The organism is Flavobacterium sp. H4147, from assembly GCF_029360735.1.
GTDB classification, from domain to species: Bacteria; Bacteroidota; Bacteroidia; order Flavobacteriales; family Flavobacteriaceae; genus Flavobacterium; species Flavobacterium endoglycinae.
On record NZ_JARKNB010000002.1, the window covers coordinates 1162716 to 1186901 of the forward strand.

Below are 24186 nucleotides of genomic sequence, written 5' to 3' on the forward strand. Positions count from 1 at the left end.
CGATTCCTCGTCCCTCAGAATGACGAGATTGTGCACAGGTGCTTACGTACAAAACTTTGACAAAGTTGACAAAGAAGAAAAAACTACTCTACACTTTCAATTGTATAATGCGTTTTATTGATTTCAAACTTAAAACCAACTTTATTCCCCATTAAATGATTTCCTAAAGGGGATTGCGGAGAAAGTGCAATAACGTTAATTCCGTCAATTGTAATTTTAGGAAGTGCTACGCTTACATATAAATAAATTCCGTTTGCTTTTACCAGACTTCCTAAAACTATATTTTCTGTTATTTTTGTCGGATCTATTTTTTCCAAGATTGCTATTTGAGCAATAGATTCTTTGAGTTTATTAGTGAGTTTTTCCTGTTCGATATGCATCATCGACAAAGCTGTTTCGTGTTTGTCTCCGGCAGAACCTTTGGCATCGTTTTTAGAATCTTCGGTTAAATTAGAAATCATGTCTCTAAAAACATCAATTCTATCTTGAACCATTTGGGTATAATGCGAATATATTTTTTCTTTAAAGGTCATTTTTTTTGAAGGTACTGAGTTTCTAAAGTACAAAGGTGCAAAGTTTTTTTGTTTGTCTAAGGTTTATTGGAAGAAAACATCAGGATAAACAACCTTACCGTATACTTTTTTTAATCCATCTTTTACAAGCGGAATCACCATACAATTTTCTGCTGGAACATCAAACGGCATTTTAATATTATACTTTTCACAACGCTCATATCCAAATCTTGGATAATAACCTTCATGTCCAAGCAAAACAACAGATTCATATCCTAATCTTTCTGCTTGTTCATGACCGTATAAAATAAGTTTTGAGCCAATTTCTTTTCCTTGAAATTCTGGTAAAACTGAAACTGGTGCCAATGCTAACGATTCAAAAACATTGAGTTCGTTTACAATTTGCAGTTTTGTAAATAAAATATGTCCCACGATCTGTCCACCAACCTCTGCCACAATAGACAACTGCGGAATAAAACCTTCTGATTTTCTTAATCTTTCGACCAAAAACTGTTCGTTGTGATCGCTGTATTCTAGATCTTTAAAAGCTTTTTCTATTAACCGAAATACACTTTCGTAATCGTTTTTATTTTCCTGTCTAATTAGAACTTCCATAATCATATAATCATCAAAAAATAGCCACAAATTCACGAATCTACTCCAAAAATTCATGAACCCATGGCTAAATAAGACACTTCCTGTTTTAGAAACTTCGTGCCCTAATACCTATAAAGTTTAGTATTTAAAAATCGAATTTGTAGTTTCCGCCTACTAAAACCTGGAATCCTTGAACCGGATAGTTCAGCCATCTTTCATAAGCCTGATTTCCAATATTGTTTAATTTAAGGAAGAAAGTCAAACGATCATTGAATTTATATCCCAAATGTGCATTGGCATCGAAATAGCTTTTTAAAGTTACCAAAACTGGATCTACACCAGCATTTAAATTAGACTGCATGTCTTTACGTTCTCCTACGTAGAAAACTTTTAAACCTGCATACCATTGTTTTGTAATGTTCACATCCAGACTAGAACCTAATCTCATTGAAGGTAAATTCCATGCTTCAACTGCGCCGTCTGTATTGTAACTGTTAAAAGTTCCGTTGATTCCAAAAGAAACATTTTCTGAAAAATCAGCTTTTAATTCTGCATAAAAACGAAGCGTTCTAATATCTTCATACACTACTCCAAATGAGTTTCCAAAAGCATAATTCTGGTTCGATAAATCTTCTGTATAATCATTGCTTTTAAACAATGCTTTGTCTTTTTCATTTAAATAAGAACCTGTCAAATTATAGCTTACATTATTGGCTAATTTTCCTTTTAATCCCGCAAATACATTGTATTGTGTACTGCTAGGTCTCATGTTTAGGGTTGGAGATAAAAACGGATTTTCGGTTACAAAATCAGCGTATGAGTTTTGGTTTAAACTACCGTTTACTCCTGTATAGAAAATCATTAAATCACCTACTAATTTATAGGATGCATTTACTTTTGGATAGATGTAAAATTTGTTCCCGCTGTTTTCAGAATCCAAAGCATAAAACAATCCTGCTCCTAGTTCTAATGTCCAATCGTTTTCAGTAACCACAAAACTTGGCTCAATACCAAAATTGGTTAAACTGTATTTTAAAGGTTCAACATTATCTCTTGCATAATTATTTTCGAAAGAACCGCTTACGTGATCAATAATAACATTGGTATTAATCGCTTGATCCATTACATCCACTTTGAAAGTCGGTTTCAAATAAAAACGATTTTCTGAAGAAGAAAAACTATCTGAAAAATGTGTAAATCGGGTTGAAACTTTGCTGAAAATACTTTCATTAAATTCAAAATTTCCTCCTAATGAAATGGTATTGTACGAATGATTCGGATTAATTCCTGTAACTAAAGCTACTTGATCTGCAGGGGGCAAAGTTGCTCCAAAATCAGCTGGTAAACCATACCAATTATAAACCTGATTTTGATATCCTAAATCGATTCCCCAAGACACATCACGATTGTTAACTCCGTAACCTACGTTTAAAGCTGTATCATAAAATTCATCGTTCAGTTTTGCATCTTTGATACCACCTTGCGAAGAATGATGACGAAACATTCCAGCTAAATAATCGTTGTTTCCTAAATCTTGAGTTACGAATAATTCACCGTTTAAAGTTCCGTAATTACCTACTCCTAATGTTGCATAATTATTGAACAATCTTTCTTTTTTAGATTTATCGACAGCTTGTGCATTCCCTTTTGATGGCGTAAAAGTAGAGGCTACAGGAACGGATAAAATGCTATATTTGATCGTTTCTTTCGGCTGATTTCCAGAATCGTCAAGCGAAGGAATCTCTTTCACTTTAAACGCATCAGATATAGTTGGCGAATAAGGTTTTACTACGTTTACTGTTTCTGTTCCGATGTTTTCATTTTTCTTTTGGGCAAACGAAAGCTGAACAACAAATAACACAAGTAAAATGATGATTTTATTTCGGCAGTTTAATTTCATATTTCTTTATTTTTAGAGGATAGAGGAAAGAAAAAAAGAAAAGATATTTACAATACCTTAATTTCTTCTCCTCAAAACTCTTTGTTCTATTCTCTATATTCTATCTAAATTCTTTTCGTGATTATATTCTCTAATTAGTATGCTTCCCAATCTCCTTTGGCTACAAACTGGGCTTTTCCTCCTATTTGTATATCAAATTGGTCGTTGGTTAATTTTCCTTTGAAATAAATCTCAGACGGACGATTGATATAATCTCCCTGATAATTTGTTAGTTCTATTTCTGGTTTATGATATTTTAATAAAAAGGCTTGTAAACACGTACTGGCACTTCCGGTTGCTGCATCTTCAACTAATTGGTTGTGTTCGACACAAAGCATTCGGCTAAAGATTTTTGAACCTTCTAAATAATAGAAATACAATCCTCTGTGGCTTGTTTTACAATTCTTTTTCAACCAATCATCCGTTTTATCTTTGTCTAAAACCAAATTTTCAAGCGCTCTTTTACTGCTTAATCCAACCATTACAAACGCACTTCCCGTAGTAACTTCTTGAACCGGAAATTGATTTTCAAAATCACTGACCGTTAGATTACTAAATGTGGTAATATCTTGTTTTGAAAAGATATCCCAAAATTTTGGCTGAGCCGCTTTTAACCAAATCAAACCTTGGGACTGATGAATTGCAATTGGTCCAATTGGCACTTCCAGTTTTATTTCTGCAGGTGGATTATCAAAAATTTTATTGATTATAACCCAAGAAGTTCCAATTATTGGATGACCCGCAAACTGCATTTCCTGTGAAGGTGTAAATATTCTGATTTCGGCTTTGTTGTTTTCTCTGTCCAGCTTGGTTATAAATGTGCTTTCTGCAAAATTGATTTCGCGTGCCATCTGCTGCATTTCTTCTGAACTTAAATTTTGTGCATCTAAAAAAACCGCCAACTGATTTCCGGCATATTTTCTATCAGCAAAAACATCAACTATATAAAAAGGTAAACTCATTTCTTTTTTCTTTTTTTGAGGAAATAGAGGCAAGAAGCAAGAGAAAAGAATTTCTAAGAAATCTTGCCTCTTGATTCTTTCATCTACTTTGTCTTTATCGGTTAATTGACGAATTCGTTTTTGATTCTTCTACTTTAATAGCTCCCAATTCTCTTTTCGCTTCTTCAACTACATCTGGATAATCTGTAAAATTATTGATTACGTTGTCTAAGATATAAGTTGCTTGATAACTGTCTTTTAATCCGTAGAAGTTTTTCGCCATTAAAACCAAGCCTTTTGCTCCGTAATATTTGTAAGCCGAATAATTTTTAGCCAGTTTTTGAACCGCAGTATTCGAAGCTTCGAATTTTCCTTCTTTCGTTTTAAAGTACGCATCGTAATACAAAGCTTCTGCCGCTAATTCACCTTTTGAAGTTGCCAAAAGTTTAGCATAAGCTGTTTTTGCTTTGTCTTCGTTCCCTGTCTGCATTGCGGCACGGGCTACGATGATTTGTGCATCGGCTTTTACACCAGCATCGGCTTTTGGATTTTCTAATACTTTTTCTGCAGAAACAACTGATTTGTCATAATCTTTTTTATCATAATAACATTTCATCAAGTTAGCTTGTGCGAAGTTTTTATTTTGAGGATAATCGGCTTCATTTTCTAAACGTGCTAAAACTGGAATTGCTTTATCGCAGTCTTTTGCTTTTAAATAAATCTGAGCCAATCTGTTTAATGCTTGCTCTGAAAATTCGCTTCTTGGCTGTTGTATTACATATTGGTAATTCGAAATTGATTTGGTTTCAGAACCTTCGGCATAATACAATTGTGCTAAATAGAAATTGGCTTCTAAAGCATGTAATCCCGAAGGAAAATTAGTGATATAACCTGCAAAACCTGTAATGGCATTTTTGCTGTTGTTTTGGCTGTATTGTTTGAAAGCGGCATCGTAAGTATCGTTATCCAATTCAGCATCTGTAACCGAAACGAAATCCAATGTTTTAACCCATGAAGCATATTCGTCTACTCTTCCAGAATCAACATAAATTAATCTTGCTGTGGAAACTGCTTCTAGAGCTTCAGGCGTTTTTGGGAACTCAGCAGCGACTTTTTTGAATTTAGATAAAGCTAATTCGTCACGATCTGAATTGTAATAAATTAAACCTTGTTTTAAGATAGATTTTGACGTAAATGAACCGTTTTTATATTCTGAAATTAACTGATCGTAGGTTTTAATTGCTAAATCATTTTTCTTATCAGCAACATATGTATTTCCTAATTCAAACAAAACATCATCACGATATTCTGATTTTTTATACATTTTTAAGAAATTGTTCAGTTCGTTGATTTTCTGATCGTTTCTTGACATAAAACCATACGAAAGTGCTTTTTGAAACTGCGCATAATCAGCATCGACACTTTTGGCATCCATTGCTTTTCCGTACGCTTCCATTGCCTGAGAATATTTTGAAGTCACAAATCTTGAATCTCCTAAACGCAGATAAGAATCATTTAAACGTGTTTTATCTTCTTTATTAGTATCAATCTGAGCTTGAAATGAATTAGCTGCTTGATCGTATTCTTTTAATTTAAAATACGTGTAGCCAATATTGTAATTGATGTTTTTGTATTCGTCTGTACTTTTAGACGATGGAAGTCCCGCAAACTGTTTGTAGGTTAACAATGCATTCTGCATATCGTCGTTAAGATATTCTGTTTCGGCTTTCCAAAAAGTAGCACGTGCTGTAAATTCAGGTGTTTTTTGTTCTGCGATAGCGCTTTTGAACATTTTTCCAGCTTCAGAATAATTGGATTCGTTGTACAATTCAAGTCCTCTATAAAAAAGTACTTTTTGATATGCTGCTTTATTTTCAGGAGTTCTGTTTTTTTCTAATAAAGCCAAAGCTTCTTTGTAGTTTTTGGTAGAAATATACGAATCAACTAAAAGTTTTTCTACTTCAGCTCTGCTTGAATTGTTTGGGTATTTTTTCAAGAAATCCAATAAAATTCCCGGAACAGTCTGATATGCATTTCCAATATCATAACTTAATTTAGCGTAATTCAAGGCTGCATCTTCTTGAATCTGTGCATTAAAATCCATTTCCGAAGCATTTTTAAAAGCATTAAGCGCTTCCTGTTTTTTGCCTGTATTCAAATAACTTAAACCTAAGTGGTAGTACGCATTTTGCGCTACGAAGTCTTTTCCCTCTATAATTTTATTGAATTGAGAAATAGCCTTTTCATACTCTTTCTGTTCATAATACGCATATCCTAACTGATAGAAATCGGTATTGTTCCATTTTCCTTTTTTACCAGCGTATTTTTCTAAATACGGAATTGCTTTATCATATTGTTTTAGGTTAAAATAACTTTCTCCAATAATTTTATTCAATTCGGATTTTTCCATTTCATTGGACTTATCCATTGCTTTTTGTCCTAAATCAATGGCTTTTTGGAAATTTCCTAATTTGAAATTCATATCGGCCTGATAATACGAAAGTTTTTCTTTGTATTTTTCTTCGCCAGAAACCTCATCAAAGTATTTGGTTGCTTCTTTATAATCGTCGCCTTCATACGCCATAAAACCTAAATAGTATTTGGCTTGCGAACCGAACTCAGGAGAATTCACCACTTTATTAAAATAAGTTGTGGCTTCTTTTTTCTTTTTAGCATTGAAATAGCTGTACCCTTTCTGGAAATTGAATTTATCCGATTCTGATTTGCTCATGTAACTTTCGTCAACTTTATCAAACCATTGCAGCGCTTTTGGATAATTGCCCTGCTCGAAGAAATACTGCGCCACTTCGACATATGCTTGATTTTGTTTCGTACTTGTTGGATAATCTTCAACAAATTTTTCCATCAAAGCATCTGCATTTGGCTTATTGGTTCTAATAGCACAATTGGCAATGTAGTACGCACAGTCCGACTTTACTTCTTCGGTAACTGCCGTATTTTTTACGTTTTCGAAAATATGTTGTGCCGAAGCATATTGTTTGTCGTTATATAAAGCCAGTGCTTTGTCAAAATCCTTTAAATCGTAAGTATATATAGCTGATTTTTGTGCTGAAACTGAAGACGAAATAAGGATAATTTGGAATAAAAAGAACCAGGAAAGTTTACGCATTTTAGTTATATTTAGTATTCAAATTTATCATTTTATACCGTTTATAACGAAACGTTTCCTAATTTTATTATGAACAAATGTTTTAATGATTGTTATAATACGGCATATAAATCGTCAAGCAATTGGTTCTCAAACTTTCAAAAACTTTTATTCTTTTGGCTGTTTTATTCAGAAATGATTGAAATTTATTTTGAATACAATCGTTAACTTAGTACTTTTACCAATCAAATCAATTTTTATTATGTCACAAACCGTACTATCTCTTAAAGAAGTCACTATATATCAGGAAGGAAGAAAAATTATCTCTCATATTAACTTAGATGTTGAACACGGCGAGTTTATCTACATCATCGGAAAAACAGGTTCAGGAAAAAGTACTTTCTTAAAAACTTTATATGCTGATCTTCCGTTACTTGAAGGTGAAGGTCATATCGTTGAATTTGATTTGGCTTCCTTAAAAGAAAAAGACATTCCGTATTTGAGACGTAAAATTGGTATTGTTTTCCAAGATTTTAAATTACTTCCAGATCGTTCTATAAAAGACAATATGCTTTTTGTTCTTAAAGCTACAGGATGGACTGAAAAAGAAGCTATGCAGCACAAAATTGATGAAGTTTTGGACAAAGTTGGAATGAAAGATTTCTTAAACAAAATGCCTCATCAGCTTTCTGGCGGAGAACAGCAGCGTGTAGCCATTGCAAGAGCACTTTTGAATGATCCTGAATTTATCCTAGCCGATGAACCAACCGGAAACCTTGATCCACAAACAAGTTCTGAAGTATTGGAAGTTCTAAAAGCAATTAACGCTGCAGGAAAAACGGTTATCATGGCTACTCACGATTATGCTTTATTAATGAAATTCCCATCTAAAACATTAAAATGTGAAGATGAAAGAATTTTTGAAGTGGTGCAAAGAAGTGTATAATGCTTTCCATTTTAATTCCGGTTTATAATTATAATGTTTTACCGCTTGTCAGCGAACTCGTAAAGCAGTGTAATTCTTGTGGAATTAACTTTGAAGTTCTTTGTCTGGACGATGCTTCTAATCTATATGAAGAAGAAAATCAAAAAATTAATCAATTTATAAATTGTTCTTTTATTGTTTTACCCAAAAATATAGGCCGAAGTGCGATTCGGAATTTATTAGCCGAAAAAGCCCATTATGAAAACTTATTATTTCTGGATGCTGATACAATTCCTGTTCAAGAAAATTTTATTTCAAATTATATACAAGAAATAAGTCAGGAAGAAAAGATAGTTTACGGAGGTATTTTATACGAGAACATTAAACCTGAAAAAGGAAAAGTTTTAAGATGGATTTATGGAAGAAAAAGAGAAGCGTTACAAGTTTCTGATCGTATCCAAAATCCATATCTTTCTTTTTTAACTTTGAATTTTTTAATTAAAAAAAGTATTTTTTCTAAAGTTCGATTCAACGAAAATATTCCAAATCTCAGACATGAAGATACTTTATTTTCATTTGAATTAAAACAAGAACAAATTAAGGTTATCCATATCGAAAATCCAGTTTTTCATTTAGGAATAGAAAGTAGTACAATATTTTTAAAAAAATCTGAAGAAGCTGTTTTAGGCTTAAAAAACTTAGTAGATTCAAGCCTTATTTCTAAAGATTATGTAAAACTTTCGCATTATTTTCAAATGATAAAAAATTATCATCTAAGTTCTATTATTTCTTTTAGTTTTAAAATCTTTAAACCTCTATTAGTCAAGCAGCTTTTAAGTAAAAAACCTTCTCTTTTACTTTTTGATATGTATCGTCTCGGATATTATTCTACCTTAAATTAGCTTTTACAATTTCTTCAAAGAAATTTTTCCATTGATCCATAATAAGGTCAATATCATATTTCTGAACGCTTTCTTGGGCTTTCTGTCCCATTTTTTTGCGTAAAATTTCGTCTTCCATTAATAAACTTACTTTTTCAACAAAAGATTTTTCATTCTCTTCTTCAATAAGAAATCCATTCTCGTTATTCCTAATAATCGCTTTTGGTCCAACAGGACAATCATAAGCTATGCAAGGAAGACCAACAGACATTGCTTCTATCAATACCATTGGCAGCGCTTCATTTCTCGAAGTCATTACTAATATCGAGGCAGCTTGATACACTTCCTGAATATTATGTACTGGATTAGAGAAAGTGACATTATTAATCTGTTGTTTTTCAAACTGAAGTGCTTTGTTAGGCTTTCCAAAAATTTCCAATGTCCATTCTGGATGTTTTTGTGTTATAAGTGGCCATATTTTCAATATTCTGTCAATTCCTTTTTCATAGGAATGTCTGGCAACCATTATGATCTTCTTTTCTTCCAGTTTAGCAGTTTGAGAAACCTTGAACCACAACGGATTAGAAATTATTCTTCCATTTTTAATGGACCATTCTTTTAAACTTTCCTTAGATAATGCAACAAAAAACAAAAATTTAGAAGCACAGTAATTCCGGTATTCATATTTTAACTTACCTGTAAATCTTCCAAAAAAAGTTTTTCTATATTCATTAAATCTTGAACCGTGAGCTTCAAATATAACAGGAACATCTGTTTTTAAAAATAATGGAATTGAAAACGATTTTAAGGCAAAATCACAAACTATTATACAATCGGGCTTCAAAAAACTAATATGCTTTTGAAGTTGCTTTTTATATTCAAACAAATTTAAAAGTTTCCCTTTTTTTAATGAAATATCATAAAATCTTATAGCTCTATTAAATTCGAAAAATACATCTGAATCTCCATCATTCTGTGTAATTATAGAAATTTGGTAATTCCATTTTTCTATTAAATAATTGGTTTTTACAGAAAGTACTCTTTGAATTCCTCCTTCTTCATTAATCCTTTGAGTGATGTATAATAGTTTCATTTTTTAGACATCAAAAATTTGTCATAATCTCTTATGTAATCGTTCTCATAAAAAACATCTGACGATAAAACAAGACATACTGCTCCTGATGAAAAATCTTCAAGTTCTCGCCATAGTCCATTTACTAAATGCAGACCAGTATCTGGCTTATTTAATAAAATTTTAGTTTTTTGAAAACCATCATCCAAAGTGACATAAAAGCTACCGCTAAGCGCCACTAAAATTTCATGTTGCTGAATATGCGAATGTCCTCCTCTAAAAGCATTACTTGGAATATCAAAAAGATAGTAAATTCGTTTGAATTCAAAAGGCAGAATATCATTTTGTATAAAAGCCAAATTACCACGAACGTCTTCTACTACAGGAAATTTTATATATTGAATATCATGAATTGTCGTTTTCATATTACTATTTTAGAACATTTCTAGAAATGCTTATTGATGATATATGCTTTAGATCACAAATATTAAGTATTGATTTCTTAATTTCGTATCAAATATAACATTAATGAGGATTTTACTTGTTGGCGAATATAGTCTTTTACATAATTCTTTAAAAGAGGGACTAATTGAGCTTGGTCATGAAGTTATTTTAATTGGCAATAAAGACGGTTTTAGACAGTATCCTCTAGATTATAATTTTGAACCCAAATATCTTAATCTTAAAATATTTAATATTCCTCGAAAAATAATTTATCGTTTATTTAAATTTGATTTTGCAGGATTAGAAGCGGGATTTCGTTTTTATCTTTTTCTTTCCAAATTACAAAACTCTGATGTAGTTCAGTTTATTAATGAAGCTTCTGTAAAAACGACTTCAAATTTTGAACTTTATCTTATGAAAAAGCTTTGTGCAACAAACAAAAAATCTTTCATGCTTTCTACTGGAATTGATTATTCTACACTGACATTTTATATTGATAATCAATCTAAAAAATCAATTCTTCAACCTTATTTTAAGAATCCTAAAGAAGACAAAGAATTCAAAGCTTTCTATTCTTACATCAGCAAAGGTCATCTTAAAATTCACAACTTTATTAAAGAAAGATTCAATGGCATCATTGCGACTGATTTTGATTATGTAGAGGCAAATAGCAAAAATCCAAAATATTCAGGTTTTATTCCTTGTCCTGTTAATACCCAAAAACTCGGTTTCAAGGAACTTGTTACAAATGGAAAAATCATTATTTTTTTGGGCATAAGTAAATGGAGCTATCATCAAAAAGGGATTGCATTTTTTGAAAAAGCTTTGGATATAATCAAAGAAAAATATCCTGACAGAGTTGAAGTAATAACTACAAATACAATTCCTTATCCCGTTTATATCGAATTGTATAATAAGGCACATATTTTATTGGATCAGGCTTATTCCTGTGATCAAGGATACAATGCGCTTGAAGCAATGGCAAAAGGGAAAGTAGTGTTTACAGGTGCTGAATCTGAATTTGTAGAATATTACAAGATAACCGAAAAAGTATGCATTAATGCGCTCCCTGATGTTGACTACCTTGTTCAAGAATTATCTTTTCTTATAGAAAATCCTACTGAAATTACTGCAATAGGAAAACGTGCGAGAGCTTTTATTGAGAAAGAGCATAATTATATTAAAATTGCACAGCAATATCTTGATGTTTGGAAAAGTTAAAATCTAATTTTTCTTAAAAAAACAGATCGAAAATAAAAAAGCAACAAAATAAAATAAATAAAATTATCCAGCGCGTATCCCATTAAAACTCCTTCGATTCCATACATTTTAATGAAATACAGACTGAAAAAATACAGAATTGCCAGCGAAAATAGTTCGGTTAGAATAAATGCATAAGTCTTTTTTTTCGCAAAAAACTGATATCCTAAAATAAGGGAACAGACTTTAAAAACATCTCCCAAAAGCTGCCAGAAAAACAAATCAGTCACAGGCAGAAAATCTTTTGTAAAAAGTAATTGGATAATAAAATGCCTCAAAAAATATAGGATTGTCACAGCCAAGACAAACACAGGAAGAATGAATTTATAATATTGTAAAAAGACTTTTTTCGTTTCTAAATTATTTTCTGCTTTCGCTAATTTCGGCAGAAAATAAACACTTAGAATGGTGCTGACAAACATTAAATAATAAGTAGAAATTCTCGTCATGGTTTCCCAATATCCAGCTTGGTCAATTCCTAAATTCTGAATAATATGATTTCGGATTGCCAGAAATACAAAAGGTCCAAAAACAGATGAAACCACTGCCATTAAAGAATAAGATGACAGATTTTTTAAAATCTTGAAATCAAATAAATGTAATTTTATAATCTGAAGAAATTGAATTTCTTTTTGAACCAGATAAAAGGTAATAAGAAACAACAACGCAGGCGCAATTACAATTGACATTAAAGCTCCAATAGTTTTAAATTGTAAAATCAGGAAAATAGAGGTCAACAAACCAATGATGTTTCCGATGATGTTGATCCAGATTACTTTTTTGAATTTCCCTAAACCATTAATTACCGCTATAAAAAAAATAGAAAGTCCGTAACCTGGCAAAACCAATGCTAAAGCCTTGAAAACAAGAAGATATCCTGTGTTACTTCCAAAAATTTTATAGTTCCAATAATCCGCAGTTAGAAATAAAATAGTGCTTAAAAGGACTGCAATACAAAGCATCGTTATAAAAACGGTTGTGATTATCTTATGGAGTTCGGTTTTACTTTGCTCATTTTCAGCGGTGTATTTTACGATTCCGTTTTGAAACCCTAACGTAGAAATCGTTTCAAGAGACGTTAAAAAATTACGGAGATTTCCAACAAGCGCCATTCCGTTTGGGCCTACGAAAATGGCTAATATTTTTGATGTGATGAGTCCGATTCCGATTTTTAAAGCAACACTAAAACTGTTTAAAGAAGTAATCTTAAACAAACTGGTTTGAATTATTTTTCTATAAAAATTCAAATTAATATTGATTTAAGATTTCTATAATAAAATCAATTTCCGTTTCGGTGAAAACCGGGCTGATCGGCAGACTTAAAACTTCATTGTGAATCTTTTCGGTTATAGGAAAAGACAAATGATTCCATTCCTGAAATGCCTTTTGTTTGTGAGGAGGAACTGGATAATGAATAACAGTTTGGATATTATTTTCGCTTAAATAGTGCTGCAAATAATCTCTATTTTCTGTTCGAACTACAAACAAATGAAAAACATGATTATTTGAAAAATCCCAAAACGGAAGTATGATTTTTTCATTTTTAATTTCAGACAAATATCGTCTTGCAATCGCTCTTCGTTTTTCGTTGTCAGCGTCTAAATTTGGTAATTTTAAATTTAAAAATCCTGCCTGTAATTCATCTAATCTTGAATTTACACCAATATATTCGTTATAATACTTTTTCTCAGAACCATAATTCCGAAGCGTAAAAAGTACTTTTGCTAATGCAGAATCGTTTGTGGTAATCGCTCCGCCATCGCCTAAACATCCCAAATTTTTTCCGGGATAAAAACTGTAAGCTACTGTTGATTTTTGATTTTCTACCCCGTGAGATTGAGCAGAATCCTGAATAATCAATAGATTATTTTTTCCTGCTACTTCATTTATTTTCTCCATTTCAGCTAATTGTCCGTATAAATGAACGACCAAAATAGCTTTTGTTTTTGAAGTAATTTTTTCTTGAATTAAATCGGGATTAATATTGTAGGTTTCGAGTTTGGGCTCAACCAAAACAGGAACTAAATCGGCTTGCAAAATCGCCAAGATACTGGCAATATACGTATTGGCAGGAACTATAACTTCATCACCTTTTTGAAGTTTTCCAAGTTCAATATATCCTTTAAAAATAAGTACTAGCGCATCAAAGCCATTCCCAACACCAATGCAATATTTTGCTCCGCAATATTCAGCGAAAGCCTTTTCGAATGTTTCTACTTCTTTTCCTAAAATATACCAGCCGTTCTCTAAAACCGATTTCAGTTTTTGCTGAAAAACGGTTTCATATGGTTCGTTTATTTTTTTAAGGTCAAGAAAAGATATCATTGTCGTTGTGTTTTAAATAAGAATATCTTCTAATTTAGTATAATTGGCAGTATCAACTTCATAAAAATCGTGCACAATCGTACTAGCGCCAAAACTTTCTTTCCAATACGTTAATCCTTCGTTTAGATTTTTTCCTTGATTTTCATTTGAAATTCCAAAATCAAAAAAACGTTTTTGAGAAAATCGTTCCTCAATCAAGTATTGAAAAAGATAATCCAGACTTCCCAAATCTTCTTTATCAGGATCTTTTGAAATATACTGGCAATGCGCTACATTTTGTGTTTCAAAAACCGTTGTTCCGCCTACAATTTCATCATCTTTATAAATATTAAACTGATGGATGTTTTCAGGAAAAAAAGATTTTAAGATATGTATTTCCTCAATTGAGTGAACTGGTTTTGCGTGGTGTGTTTTTTCTAAATTAGGAATAAGAATTTTGTTCCAAAATAATTCAAATTGATTTTCTTCTTTAATAATCAATTCGTTTGAAATAGCTTTTTTTATGCCTCTTTTTCTAATTTTAGAAATTGTTTTCTCCTGCTGCAAATCAATCACAGAAAGTGAATCACGTCTAATGAGTTTTGCTTCTGCCAAAAACAAAGCGTATAAAATTTCTTCGGCAGGTTTTAAATGGTAAATGGAAGGAAGTGTTTTAAGAAATAGTTTATCGAAATTATTTTCATCCAAAAAAAACAAAAGATTTCTAAAAATAGAAATCACTGATTTTAGTTTTGTCTGTTCTCTATAAACAAGTCCGCCGTAAGTAAGTCCTTGATGAGAATGAATAGAATTTCCTTGTTTATTGGCAGGAAGAATGGCTTTGAGTTTTTCTTCTTCAAAAATTAAAAGCGAAAAATCTTCAAAACGATCTTTATGGTATTCCATAAAATCACGATGAAATAAAAATGTGGCATTTTTGGCCTGATTTACAAAATCGTTCCATAACGCATAATCACTTTCCTCGTATTTTTTTATGGTGTACTGACTCACTTTTACGACTGTTTATTTGTGGTCAAAAGCTTTTAAATTCCATTTGTATTTAACTGCCAGCAACCTGATTATAATGATAACCAAAGAAGTAACGAGATATAAAATATCATCGTCTAAATTTAATTTTCTGAGACCAAAAAATACAATTCCTCCTAAAATACAAATCGTTGCATATATTTCTTCTCTAAAAACATTCGGAATTTCATTGCACAAAATATCTCTGATTACGCCTCCAAAACAAGCCGTCATAGTTCCCAGTGCAATACAAATTGCTGGATGAAGTCCTGTTAATATCCCTCTTTCAAGACCTATTAAAGTAAAAACCCCAAGTCCGATTGTGTCAAATAAAAAAAGAGAAGTTCTAAGTTTATCAAAACTTTTTCTGAAAATAATAGCTAAAAAATACCCAAGAATAATTACGTATACATATTGCATATCACGCATCCATCCTACTGGCGTTCTGCCAATTAAAACATCTCGAAGTGTTCCTCCTCCAACTGCTGTTACAAATGCAATTATAAAAACCCCAAACGGATCCAGCTTTTTATGCATCGCCGTTAAAGCTCCAGACATTGCAAATGCCATCGTACCAATAATATCTAATAAATGGAACATTTCTTTTTCTTAAGGTTCAAAGGTGATAATAGGATTAAAGAAGCAAGGTTTTTAGTAACATTTTAAATTACATATGCTGTGTATAGAAATTATAATCTTTCAATATCACTCTGATAAAATCATTGTTATTACCCGACTGGTTTTTGATACCGCTTACACTTTCAATTTTTTCTACCAGTTTGTAAATAATCTCCTGATCGTTTTTTGCAATTGCCCTCTGATAGGTTTCTTTAATAATTCGCATATCGTTATCCGAAAGTTTGATTACTAAAGGATAAGTCGGCACATACGAATCTCCAATTTCTTCCAGAATCGTATGACTAATATTGATTTTATTTTTTAAGGTTATAACAGCTGTTCCTGCCACCATATCACCTAATCTTTGTGATTTTTTGCTGGAAACAATTGCAATTAAACCTACGAGACCGTAAAAACTAGTAAAATCTATAATTCTGAAAAACCAGCGCATCAAATAATCTCCAAAACCTGCCTGGTATCCATCTATTTTTACTACTTTTATTTTTACCAGTTTTTTTCCAAAAGACTGTCCTTCAAAAATACTTTCTAAAGTTATGGAATAAATTATGACCGGAAAATACAGCATTAGCAGCACAGCACCATACGACCATGAATCGACACCTCTCAATACTTTTTCGAAGTTTAGCACATAAAAGAAAAACCAGCTTATAAAAGCGATATAACAGCCTTTTATGAACAAATCGATAAAATAGGCACCCAATCTTTCGCCTGCTGTAGCGGCAATAAAATTTATTTTAACATTTTGTGTCGTATTAATAGATAATTCTGACATATTTTATATTTTAGCCTCCAATGAGAGAAATTGCATTTATAAAACAAAATAAAGAAAAATGGCTGGAATTTGAGCTAGCTATTTTCGGTAAAGCTAAGAAAAATCCTGACGAATTAGCTAATTTGTACATTCAATTAATGAATGACTTGTCGTATGCACAAACTTACTATCCTAAAAGTAAGACGGTTATCTATTTAAACCATCTTGCTTCGCAGATTTACCAAAAAATATACAAAACGAAGCGAACAGAGAAAAACAAAATTGTCGAATTTTTCGCTACAGAAGTTCCGCTTTTGCTTTATCAATACAAAAGATACCTATTATATGCTTTTGTTCTGTTTTTTGCGACTGTAGCAATGGGAGTTGTTTCTGCCCGTTACGACCAGAATTTTGTTCGTTTGATATTAGGCGATGATTATGTAAATATGACTTTAGACAATATCAAAAAAGGAAATCCAATGGCTGTTTACGGTTCAGGTTCTAACTGGGGAAGTTTTATTGGTATTACCATGAACAACTTGTATGTAGGCGCAAGATGTTATTTATACGGAATTATTGGCGGAGTGGGAACTTTTTATGTTTTTCTTCAAAACTCATTAATGCTGGGCGCTTTTCAATATTTTTTCTATGAGCAGAATGTATTCTGGAAAAGCGTTCGCGGAATCTGGATTCACGGTTCAATGGAAATTTTTGCCATTGTAATCGAGTCTGCTGCCGGATTTATCTTAGGAGCTTCGATTTTGTTTCCAAAAACATTCTCCCGAATGAATTCTTTCAAAATTGGTTTTAAAAACAGCTTTAAAATATTCTTGAGCACGTTTCCATTTACAATAAGTGCCGGATTTCTTGAAGGCTTTATTACCAGATATTCCATAGATATGCCTAACTGGCTGAGCAGTCTTATCATATTATCTACGTTAGGAATAATTTCATTTTATTATCTGGTTTATCCTTTCATCGTTCATAAAAAAGTACACAAATTATCAGCCCAATCGAATTAACCAAAACCAGTAATGAATAGAATTTTCTTTATTTTATTTTTTATCTTTTTATGTATTTCATCAAATGCACAGGAAGATAGTTTGTATACAGAAGATCCACCCAAAATTTCTTCCATAAAATATACCGAAAAAGACATCCAAACAGATTCAGATGCTGTTGAAGCCAAAACTTTTTCAAAAGATTATCAGAAAAAATATACTGACTCCGACTTTGTTTACGAACCAAAAGCACCCGAAAAAGGTCTTTGGGAACGTTTTAAAGATTGGCTGGCTAGTATTTTCCGAAATCTATTCTCTTTTAGTACAACTGAAGCTTCTTTAAATTTTGTTGCCATTCTGATCAGGGTTATTGCAGCCATTGTGATCATTACTGTGATTTATTTCATTGTAAAAGCGATCATCAATAAAGAAGGACAATGGATTTTTGGAAAAAATTCTAAAAAACGAACGATTCAATATTCTGATATTGAAAAGAATATCCATCTTTTAGATTTTGAAAAACTAATACAAGAAAGTCTTCAAGCAGGCGAAAAACGAACTGTTATACGATACTATTATCTTTGGCTGTTAAAAATAATGGCACAAAACAATTATATCGAATGGGATATTGAAAAAACCAATTCAGATTATTTATACGAACTTCAAAAACCGGCGCACAGAGAAGAATTCACCTATTTATCTTATCTCTACAATTATATCTGGTATGGAGAATTTGAGATTGACGAAAATACTTTCGCGAAAGCTCAAAACCGATTTAAGAATGCTTTAAAAACCTTTAACTAATGAATAAAAATATTAAACTATACATTGGTATTCTGGTTTTAATTTTCATATTAATCTTAATTTCAGATAATAATAAACAGAAACCAATTGACTGGCGACCAACTTTTTCGGTCAATGACAAAATCCCTTTTGGATTATATGTTTTTGATAAGGAAATTGGCGGTATTTTCAAAAATGAAAAAATCCAGAGAATTGCAGATGTCACTCCTTATGAATTTTTAGATTCAAAATATGTTGACGATACGCTGACTAACGGGACTTATTCTGTAAAAGGAACTTTCATCAATATTTCACCAAATAATAATATTGATGATCAGTCTATGAAAGAAATCATGTATTTCGTATCGCACGGAAACAATGCTTTTTTAAGCATGGTCGATTTTCCAAAACCATTACTAGATACTTTAAAAATAGCTTACGCTTCTAATTTTTTAAAGACCAAAAACAATTCTGTATGGTTTGCTAATAAAAAATTGAGCACCAAAAAATACAAAGCAATTGCTGATATTGGGGATTATTTCTCAAAAATAGATACACTGAACACTACTGTTTTAGGTTATCAGGGAGAACCGGGAAGTAAAAAGAACATTAACTTTATAAAAGTTCCGTACAAAAACGGTTATTTCTTTCTGCATACGTATCCAATTGCTTTTACTAATTATAGTCTGCTGAAGAAAGACCGCTATCAATATACCGAAAAAGCATTGTCGTATATCCCGAAAGGAAACATTTTATGGTACACAAAAGTGCAGAGTGAAGAAGGTATTTCTTCCTCGCCAATGCGTTACATTTTAAGTCAGCCCGCTTTAAAATGGGCGTGGTATATGTTTTTGATCGGAATGTTGATTTTTATGATTTTCAATGCCAAACGTAAACAGCGTATTGTTCCTATTTTACAGCCGCTGCCAAACCTGACCGTTGATTTCACCAAAACAATTGGAAATCTATACTATCAAGAAGGCGATCATACCAATATTATAGACAAAAAAATTATCTATTTCTTAGAAAAAATAAGAACCGAATATTTGATCGATACCACAAAACTCGATGATGATTTTATCAAAAAGCTGCATCTTAAAACTGGTAAAAACGAAGCCGATATACAAGAACTTGTGTTTTTAATTAACGAACATCGAAACAGTTATCACGACAGCATTGAAGCGGATTTAATCCGAATTAATAATGCAATTGAAAAGATTTTACACTAATATTACATAAAAAACCAATCAGAAAAACATAGCCATCATGGACGATATCAATACACCAGAAACAGGAATCGTAAACGAGAATGTAAACGAAAACGTAAATTTCGAAACCAGAATAAATCTGGCACCTTTATTAGAACATGTAAATGCGATTAAAAAAGAAATCGAAACCGTAATTGTAGGACAGCATAAAATGGTTGACCAGCTTTTGGTCGCTATTTTATCGAACGGACATGTTTTATTAGAAGGTGTTCCCGGAGTTGCCAAAACTATTACCGCAAAACTGCTTGCCAAAACCTTAAATATTGATTTCAGCCGAATTCAGTTTACACCGGATTTAATGCCTTCAGACATTCTAGGAACTTCTATTTTCAACTTAAAAAATTCTGAATTTGAGTTCAAAAAAGGGCCTATTTTCTCTAATTTGGTTTTAATTGACGAGATCAACCGTGCTCCTGCAAAAACACAGGCCGCTCTTTTTGAAGTTATGGAAGAGCGCCAGATTACAATTGACGGTTCAGGTTTTAAACTTGAAGCTCCTTTTTTGGTAATTGCTACACAAAACCCAATTGAACAAGAAGGAACTTACCGTCTTCCAGAAGCCCAATTAGACCGTTTTCTATTCAAAATCACCATTGATTATCCAAAATTAAATGAAGAAATTCTGATTATCCAAAAAGAACACCAATTACAGGATCACGGAAAATTAGAAGCGATTAAAACCATTCTTTCTTCATCTGAAATAAATGAATATCAAGGTTTAGTAAAACAAATCAGAGTAGAGCAAAACTTATTAGAATACATTGCTCGAATTGTGGTAAATACACGAGAAAATGCCTTTTTATATTTGGGAGCTTCACCGCGTGCTTCAATTGCAATTTTAAATGCCTCTAAAGGTTTTGCAGCAATTCGCGGACGTGATTTCGTAACTCCTGAAGATATTAAAGAAGCTGCAATTCCAGTTCTGCAACACCGTGTTATAGTAACTCCAGAACGTGAAATGGAAGGCATCACAAGCTCTGAAATTATCAAACAAATCATCGAAACAGTTGAAATACCGAGATAGTTTTTTTTGTTTTCAGTTTGCAGTCGCAATGCACAGTGACTGAAAACTGAAACCGAGACTGAAAACTGAAAACTGAGACTAAAAAACACATTAAAAAAATTAAACTAAGAAAAATTGAAATTCATAAAAAGTTTATATCTCAATAATTTCTTCTTCTATCTGCTTTTGGGCATTATAGTATTATTTGTCTGCGCCTTTATTTTTCCAAATTTATACAATGCAGTTTGGTTTGTGGTGCTGGTATTATTTTCTTTTCTGGGACTTGATCTTTTAATTTTATATCTGACAAAAACCGGAATCGAAGCTGAAAGAATAACACCAGAAAAACTTTCAAACGGAGATTTAAACCCAATCAATATTCAGGTAAAAAATCACTATACTTTTCCAATTTTGATTAAGATAATTGATGAAATTCCGTTTCAGTTTCAGGTTCGTGATTTTAAAATCGTTAAAACCGTAAAAGCTTCAGAACATAAAGAATTTGGATACGAACTGCGTCCAACAGAAAGAGGCGAATATCATTTTGGATTCTTAAATATTTACGTTTCATCGCCATTGCGTTTAATTTCTAGAAGATTTGTCTTCGGCAAAGACCAAATGGTTCCTACCTATCCTTCTTATATTCAGTTAAGAAAATACGATTTATTGGCTTTTTCAAATAATCTGTATCAATACGGAATTAAGAAAATCCGCCGAATTGGACATACAATGGAATTCGAGCAGATTAAAGAATATGTTCAAGGAGATGATCTCCGCACTTTAAACTGGAAAGCTACTGCAAAGAAAAATGCTTTGATGGTCAATCAGTTTCAGGATGAAAAATCGCAATCGGTTTACATGGCAATTGACAAAGGTCGTGTGATGCAAATGCCTTTTGATGGCTTAAGTCTGCTGGATTATGCCATTAATTCGACTTTAGTTTTATCTAATGTAATTCTGAAAAAACAGGATAAAGCCGGACTTTTTGCATTTTCAAAAAAGGTAGAAAATAGAGTTTTTGCCGAAAGAAGAGGTTCGCAGATGCAGAAAATCCTTGAAACTTTATACAACATTAAAACTGATTTCTTCGAAAGCGATTACAGCCGTTTGTATGTTGATATTAAAAAAAATATCAACCAAAGAAGTTTGATTATTCTGTATACCAATTTTGAAACAATGGACGGTTTAAATCGTCAGTTACCATATTTAAAAGGAATTGCGAAAAGCCATTTATTAGTGGTCGTTTTCTTCCAAAACACGGAATTAAATTCAATCATCAATAAAAAAACCGATACCATCCAGGAAGTGTATGATAAAGTAATTGCCGAAAAATTTATGTTCGAAAAACGCCTTATCGCCAACGAATTAAAGAAATACGGAATACATTCGGTCTTAACACAGCCTGAAAATCTGACTTTAGATGCTATCAATAAATATCTTGAGATTAAGTCTAGAGGAATTCTATAAATTTATTTTTATCAATTTATAGTTATGACGTTATTGCGTAAAATTGGATAAATTAAATTAATTAGTTTGAAGAAATCAAAACGATTAGTAATTTTAAATTGCTTAAAAATGCGAAAAATAGTCCTTATCCTATTTCTTTTATTTATTTCTAAAACCCAAGCTCAAAAAAGTGAAATTATTACAATACCGAAAGGCATTGTTTACAATTATGCTGACAATAAGACCATTGAAAAAGCAAAAAAACTAATTGCTGACAATCTGTCTAACAATTCTGATTATAAGTTATTACAAGACAATCTTGTTATTGGTCCTGTACTATGGAAAAGATTTAAAGATAATGAGAAAATACAAAGTATCGAAGGAAGGAAAGTACAATTTCATGTTGATAATGAAGTCTTAGAAGGAAAGTTGAGTCAGGATCTTAATGAATCAAAAATTATATGGGATGAGTTTAAAATCGAAATTGCAAACGATTTTATAATACGAAAAGCTACTCCTCAAGAACTAATATATTATTGGTCAGTAATTTCCTTTGATATTGATGAACCGTTATTAATTATCGAAACAAAAGAACACAACTACATTTTGAATCTTTTAAAGAAAAATTTGAAATTAATGTGGTTGGACGAAGCTCCGAAATCAAACAAAATTAATGCAACTGTAGCTTATCAAAATGGAGAAAAAGAAACTAAACTTGAAAAAGTGATTTTTTTAAATTCTGATGCAGAATTAGTAGAAAATAGTTCATTTGAAGATCTTAAATTAATCATTGAAAAAACAAATGTAATATTTGAGGAACTATTTAAAAACTCCGAAAAAGCTGGAAAAATAAGGGTTCAATTTGTTTTAAAAGAAAACAAAAATGAAATAGAATATGCCGTAAAAGATAATTTGGATTTAGATATCATGAAGGTATTTGAACAAAGAGTCAATGCAGAAAATTATCCAAACTCAAAAAAAGATCCAATTAAATTACAACTCCTCTTTAAAGTTAATTCTTTTAATGAATTAGAATAAATGAGTTTTTTGTAATCTGTTAACTTATGGTTATTTTATAGATTTACTTTGCAGCTATCGGCTATTATTAAATTAATTTTGAAAGAAAATAACAATCTGATTCTAACAATTTAAAAGCAGGTAAAAATGAAAAAAATAATCCTAATTCTATTCATTTTAATAAGCATATCGTCTCAGGCTCAAAAAACGGAAAACATCATTATCATTACAACCGACGGCTTTAGATGGCAGGAAGTTTTCAAAGGTGTTGATCCGGCAATTGCCAATGATAAAAAATTCAATCAGGGAGACAGCACTTATATTTACAAAAAATACGCAGGTTCAAATCCTGTGGCATCACGTCAAAAATTAATGCCTTTTTTCTGGTCTGAAATTGCCACAAAAGGGCAAGTTTACGGCAATCGTGAATTGGGCAGTAAAGTTGATGTTTCTAATCCGTATTGGTTTAGCTATCCCGGATACAGCGAAATTATGACTGGAAATGTTGACCTTCAGGTAAACTCAAATGGTTACAAACCCAATCCAAATAGCAACGTTCTCGAATTCCTGAACAAACAATTAAAACTAAAAGGAAAAATAGCCGCTTTTGGCGCTTGGGACGCTTTCGACCGAATTTTAAATGAAGAGCGAAGCGGTTTTCCTGTAATTTCTGCTTTTGATAAAGTGGGCGGCAATAAACCAACTCCAGCACAAAACTTATTAAATGAAATGCGTGACAATTCATTTAAACCTTTTCATGAAGATGAATGTCTGGATGTTTTTACACATTATCAGGCAATGGATGAACTGAAAAATAAAAAGCCGAAAGTGCTTTATATCGCATACGGCGAAACCGATGAATGGGCACATCACGGTGATTACAGATCGTATCTTGATGCCGCCAATCAAGTCGATAAATGGATAAAAGAAATTTGGGATTTTGTACAAAATGATCCACAGTACAAAAACAAAACAAGCCTTTTTATAACCGTCGATCACGGACGCGGCGATAAAACCAAAACACAATGGACAGATCACGGCGCCGATGTTGCAGGTGCATCAGAAATTTGGTTTGCTGCAATGGGGCCCGAAATCGCTCCTAAAGGTGAAATCAAAATAGAATCTCAATTCTATCAAAAACAATTCGCTCAAACCATTGCAAAAATTTTAGGCTATACTTTCGCAACAGATCATCCCGTTGCCGAAGAAATAAAAGAAGTTTTTGAAAAATAGTTTTTAGTATTTTTCCCCGCCACGAATTCACGAAT

Annotated in this window: 22 protein-coding genes; 10 read left to right on the plus strand and 12 right to left on the minus strand. The window is 32.0% G+C overall.

Translation table 11 applies throughout. From position 1 onward, the window contains the following. Positions 1-83: 83 nt before the first annotated feature. The 5 genes from P2W75_RS12885 to P2W75_RS12905 all read right to left on the minus strand — a co-directional run bounded on the left by P2W75_RS12885 (position 84) and on the right by P2W75_RS12905 (position 7119). Positions 84-533 carry a hypothetical protein gene (locus tag P2W75_RS12885; RefSeq protein ID WP_276380760.1) on the minus strand — a complete coding sequence of 150 codons (450 nt, stop codon included), beginning with the start codon at positions 531-533 and terminating at the stop codon, positions 84-86. A gap of 63 nt (positions 534-596) precedes the next feature. Then, positions 597-1127: a GNAT family N-acetyltransferase gene (locus tag P2W75_RS12890; RefSeq protein ID WP_207297162.1), complete on the minus strand. Its 531-nt coding sequence runs from the start codon at positions 1125-1127 to the stop codon at positions 597-599. A 127-nt stretch (positions 1128-1254) separates the two neighbouring features. Then, positions 1255-3009 carry a TonB-dependent receptor gene (locus P2W75_RS12895; protein WP_276380761.1) on the minus strand — a complete coding sequence of 585 codons (1755 nt, stop codon included), beginning with the start codon at positions 3007-3009 and terminating at the stop codon, positions 1255-1257. A 134-nt stretch (positions 3010-3143) separates the two neighbouring features. Next, complete coding sequence (locus tag P2W75_RS12900; RefSeq protein ID WP_276380762.1) at positions 3144-4010, minus strand: PhzF family phenazine biosynthesis protein; 867 nt, start codon at positions 4008-4010, stop codon at positions 3144-3146. Between the two features lie 94 nt (positions 4011-4104). Further along, positions 4105-7119 (minus strand): tetratricopeptide repeat protein, encoded by a 3015-nt coding sequence (locus P2W75_RS12905; protein WP_276380763.1) that lies wholly within the window; start codon positions 7117-7119, stop codon positions 4105-4107. 241 nt (positions 7120-7360) lie between these two features. On the opposite strand from P2W75_RS12905, the gene P2W75_RS12910 reads away from it, so the two are divergent. Then, complete coding sequence (locus tag P2W75_RS12910; protein WP_207297166.1) at positions 7361-8044, plus strand: cell division ATP-binding protein FtsE; 684 nt, start codon at positions 7361-7363, stop codon at positions 8042-8044. Next, positions 8044-8925 carry a glycosyltransferase gene (locus P2W75_RS12915; protein WP_276380764.1) on the plus strand — a complete coding sequence of 294 codons (882 nt, stop codon included), beginning with the start codon at positions 8044-8046 and terminating at the stop codon, positions 8923-8925. The genes P2W75_RS12910 and P2W75_RS12915 overlap by 1 nt, the downstream gene beginning before the upstream one ends. Here the strand turns inward: P2W75_RS12915 and P2W75_RS12920 are convergent. Beyond that, a complete protein-coding gene (locus P2W75_RS12920; protein ID WP_276380765.1) occupies positions 8912-9997 on the minus strand; it encodes a glycosyltransferase in 1086 nt (361 codons plus the stop codon). The two genes, P2W75_RS12915 and P2W75_RS12920, sit on opposite strands and share 14 nt — an antisense overlap. Then, positions 9994-10401 (minus strand): FdtA/QdtA family cupin domain-containing protein, encoded by a 408-nt coding sequence (locus tag P2W75_RS12925; RefSeq protein ID WP_276380766.1) that lies wholly within the window; start codon positions 10399-10401, stop codon positions 9994-9996. Before P2W75_RS12925 ends, P2W75_RS12920 begins: the two co-directional genes overlap by 4 nt. Before the next feature lie 103 nt (positions 10402-10504). Between P2W75_RS12925 and P2W75_RS12930 the strand changes: the two genes are divergently transcribed. Further along, on the plus strand, positions 10505-11641 hold the full coding sequence (locus tag P2W75_RS12930) for a glycosyltransferase (RefSeq protein WP_276380767.1): 1137 nt from the start codon (positions 10505-10507) through the stop codon (positions 11639-11641). Here P2W75_RS12930 and P2W75_RS12935 read toward each other — a convergent pair. From P2W75_RS12935 to P2W75_RS12955, 5 genes are all read right to left on the minus strand, one after another. After that, on the minus strand, positions 11638-12894 hold the full coding sequence (locus tag P2W75_RS12935) for an O-antigen translocase (protein WP_276380768.1): 1257 nt from the start codon (positions 12892-12894) through the stop codon (positions 11638-11640). The genes P2W75_RS12930 and P2W75_RS12935 overlap by 4 nt on opposite strands. 34 nt (positions 12895-12928) lie before the next feature. After that, entirely contained in the window at positions 12929-14005 is a 1077-nt protein-coding gene (locus P2W75_RS12940; RefSeq protein ID WP_276380769.1) for a DegT/DnrJ/EryC1/StrS aminotransferase family protein, read from the minus strand. 12 nt (positions 14006-14017) lie between these two features. After that, entirely contained in the window at positions 14018-14995 is a 978-nt protein-coding gene (locus P2W75_RS12945) for a GNAT family N-acetyltransferase (RefSeq protein ID WP_276380770.1), read from the minus strand. Between the two features lie 12 nt (positions 14996-15007). Further along, positions 15008-15610, minus strand: a complete 603-nt coding sequence (locus P2W75_RS12950) for a trimeric intracellular cation channel family protein (RefSeq protein WP_276380771.1) — start codon at positions 15608-15610, stop codon at positions 15008-15010. 67 nt (positions 15611-15677) lie between these two features. Then, positions 15678-16421 (minus strand): RDD family protein, encoded by a 744-nt coding sequence (locus P2W75_RS12955; protein WP_207297175.1) that lies wholly within the window; start codon positions 16419-16421, stop codon positions 15678-15680. 20 nt (positions 16422-16441) lie between these two features. Between P2W75_RS12955 and P2W75_RS12960 the strand changes: the two genes are divergently transcribed. The 7 genes from P2W75_RS12960 to P2W75_RS12990 all read left to right on the plus strand — a co-directional run bounded on the left by P2W75_RS12960 (position 16442) and on the right by P2W75_RS12990 (position 24151). Next, positions 16442-17422, plus strand: coding sequence for a stage II sporulation protein M (locus tag P2W75_RS12960; protein WP_207297176.1), 981 nt, complete (start codon positions 16442-16444; stop codon positions 17420-17422). A 12-nt stretch (positions 17423-17434) separates the two neighbouring features. Further along, positions 17435-18205 (plus strand): DUF4129 domain-containing protein, encoded by a 771-nt coding sequence (locus tag P2W75_RS12965; RefSeq protein WP_276380772.1) that lies wholly within the window; start codon positions 17435-17437, stop codon positions 18203-18205. Further along, entirely contained in the window at positions 18205-19413 is a 1209-nt protein-coding gene (locus P2W75_RS12970) for a DUF4350 domain-containing protein (protein ID WP_276380773.1), read from the plus strand. Before P2W75_RS12965 ends, P2W75_RS12970 begins: the two co-directional genes overlap by 1 nt. 37 nt (positions 19414-19450) lie before the next feature. Beyond that, positions 19451-20476 (plus strand): MoxR family ATPase, encoded by a 1026-nt coding sequence (locus P2W75_RS12975; RefSeq protein ID WP_207297179.1) that lies wholly within the window; start codon positions 19451-19453, stop codon positions 20474-20476. 114 nt (positions 20477-20590) lie between these two features. Further along, the gene (locus P2W75_RS12980; RefSeq protein ID WP_276380774.1) at positions 20591-21922 is read left to right on the plus strand and encodes a DUF58 domain-containing protein; all 1332 of its coding nucleotides are present in this window, start codon (positions 20591-20593) and stop codon (positions 21920-21922) included. 108 nt (positions 21923-22030) lie between these two features. Further along, entirely contained in the window at positions 22031-22939 is a 909-nt protein-coding gene (locus tag P2W75_RS12985) for a hypothetical protein (RefSeq protein WP_276380775.1), read from the plus strand. 126 nt (positions 22940-23065) lie between these two features. Then, on the plus strand, positions 23066-24151 hold the full coding sequence (locus P2W75_RS12990) for a phosphoglyceromutase (protein WP_276380776.1): 1086 nt from the start codon (positions 23066-23068) through the stop codon (positions 24149-24151). The last annotated feature ends 35 nt before the right edge of the window (positions 24152-24186 follow it).

What these genes read in the sequence shown, in the direction of transcription:
- P2W75_RS12885 (WP_276380760.1), bottom strand. Translation starts at nt 533, where the DNA reads ATGACCTTTAAAGAAAAAATATATTCGCATTATACCCAAATGGTTCAA.
- P2W75_RS12890 (WP_207297162.1), bottom strand. Translation starts at nt 1,127, where the DNA reads ATGGAAGTTCTAATTAGACAGGAAAATAAAAACGATTACGAAAGTGTA.
- P2W75_RS12895 (WP_276380761.1), bottom strand. Translation starts at nt 3,009, where the DNA reads ATGAAATTAAACTGCCGAAATAAAATCATCATTTTACTTGTGTTATTT.
- P2W75_RS12900 (WP_276380762.1), bottom strand. Translation starts at nt 4,010, where the DNA reads ATGAGTTTACCTTTTTATATAGTTGATGTTTTTGCTGATAGAAAATAT.
- P2W75_RS12905 (WP_276380763.1), bottom strand. Translation starts at nt 7,119, where the DNA reads ATGCGTAAACTTTCCTGGTTCTTTTTATTCCAAATTATCCTTATTTCG.
- P2W75_RS12910 (WP_207297166.1), top strand. Translation starts at nt 7,361, where the DNA reads ATGTCACAAACCGTACTATCTCTTAAAGAAGTCACTATATATCAGGAA.
- P2W75_RS12915 (WP_276380764.1), top strand. Translation starts at nt 8,044, where the DNA reads ATGCTTTCCATTTTAATTCCGGTTTATAATTATAATGTTTTACCGCTT.
- P2W75_RS12920 (WP_276380765.1), bottom strand. Translation starts at nt 9,997, where the DNA reads ATGAAACTATTATACATCACTCAAAGGATTAATGAAGAAGGAGGAATT.
- P2W75_RS12925 (WP_276380766.1), bottom strand. Translation starts at nt 10,401, where the DNA reads ATGAAAACGACAATTCATGATATTCAATATATAAAATTTCCTGTAGTA.
- P2W75_RS12930 (WP_276380767.1), top strand. Translation starts at nt 10,505, where the DNA reads ATGAGGATTTTACTTGTTGGCGAATATAGTCTTTTACATAATTCTTTA.
- P2W75_RS12940 (WP_276380769.1), bottom strand. Translation starts at nt 14,005, where the DNA reads ATGATATCTTTTCTTGACCTTAAAAAAATAAACGAACCATATGAAACC.
- P2W75_RS12950 (WP_276380771.1), bottom strand. Translation starts at nt 15,610, where the DNA reads ATGTTCCATTTATTAGATATTATTGGTACGATGGCATTTGCAATGTCT.
- P2W75_RS12955 (WP_207297175.1), bottom strand. Translation starts at nt 16,421, where the DNA reads ATGTCAGAATTATCTATTAATACGACACAAAATGTTAAAATAAATTTT.
- P2W75_RS12960 (WP_207297176.1), top strand. Translation starts at nt 16,442, where the DNA reads ATGAGAGAAATTGCATTTATAAAACAAAATAAAGAAAAATGGCTGGAA.
- P2W75_RS12965 (WP_276380772.1), top strand. Translation starts at nt 17,435, where the DNA reads ATGAATAGAATTTTCTTTATTTTATTTTTTATCTTTTTATGTATTTCA.
- P2W75_RS12970 (WP_276380773.1), top strand. Translation starts at nt 18,205, where the DNA reads ATGAATAAAAATATTAAACTATACATTGGTATTCTGGTTTTAATTTTC.
- P2W75_RS12975 (WP_207297179.1), top strand. Translation starts at nt 19,451, where the DNA reads ATGGACGATATCAATACACCAGAAACAGGAATCGTAAACGAGAATGTA.
- P2W75_RS12985 (WP_276380775.1), top strand. Translation starts at nt 22,031, where the DNA reads ATGCGAAAAATAGTCCTTATCCTATTTCTTTTATTTATTTCTAAAACC.
- P2W75_RS12990 (WP_276380776.1), top strand. Translation starts at nt 23,066, where the DNA reads ATGAAAAAAATAATCCTAATTCTATTCATTTTAATAAGCATATCGTCT.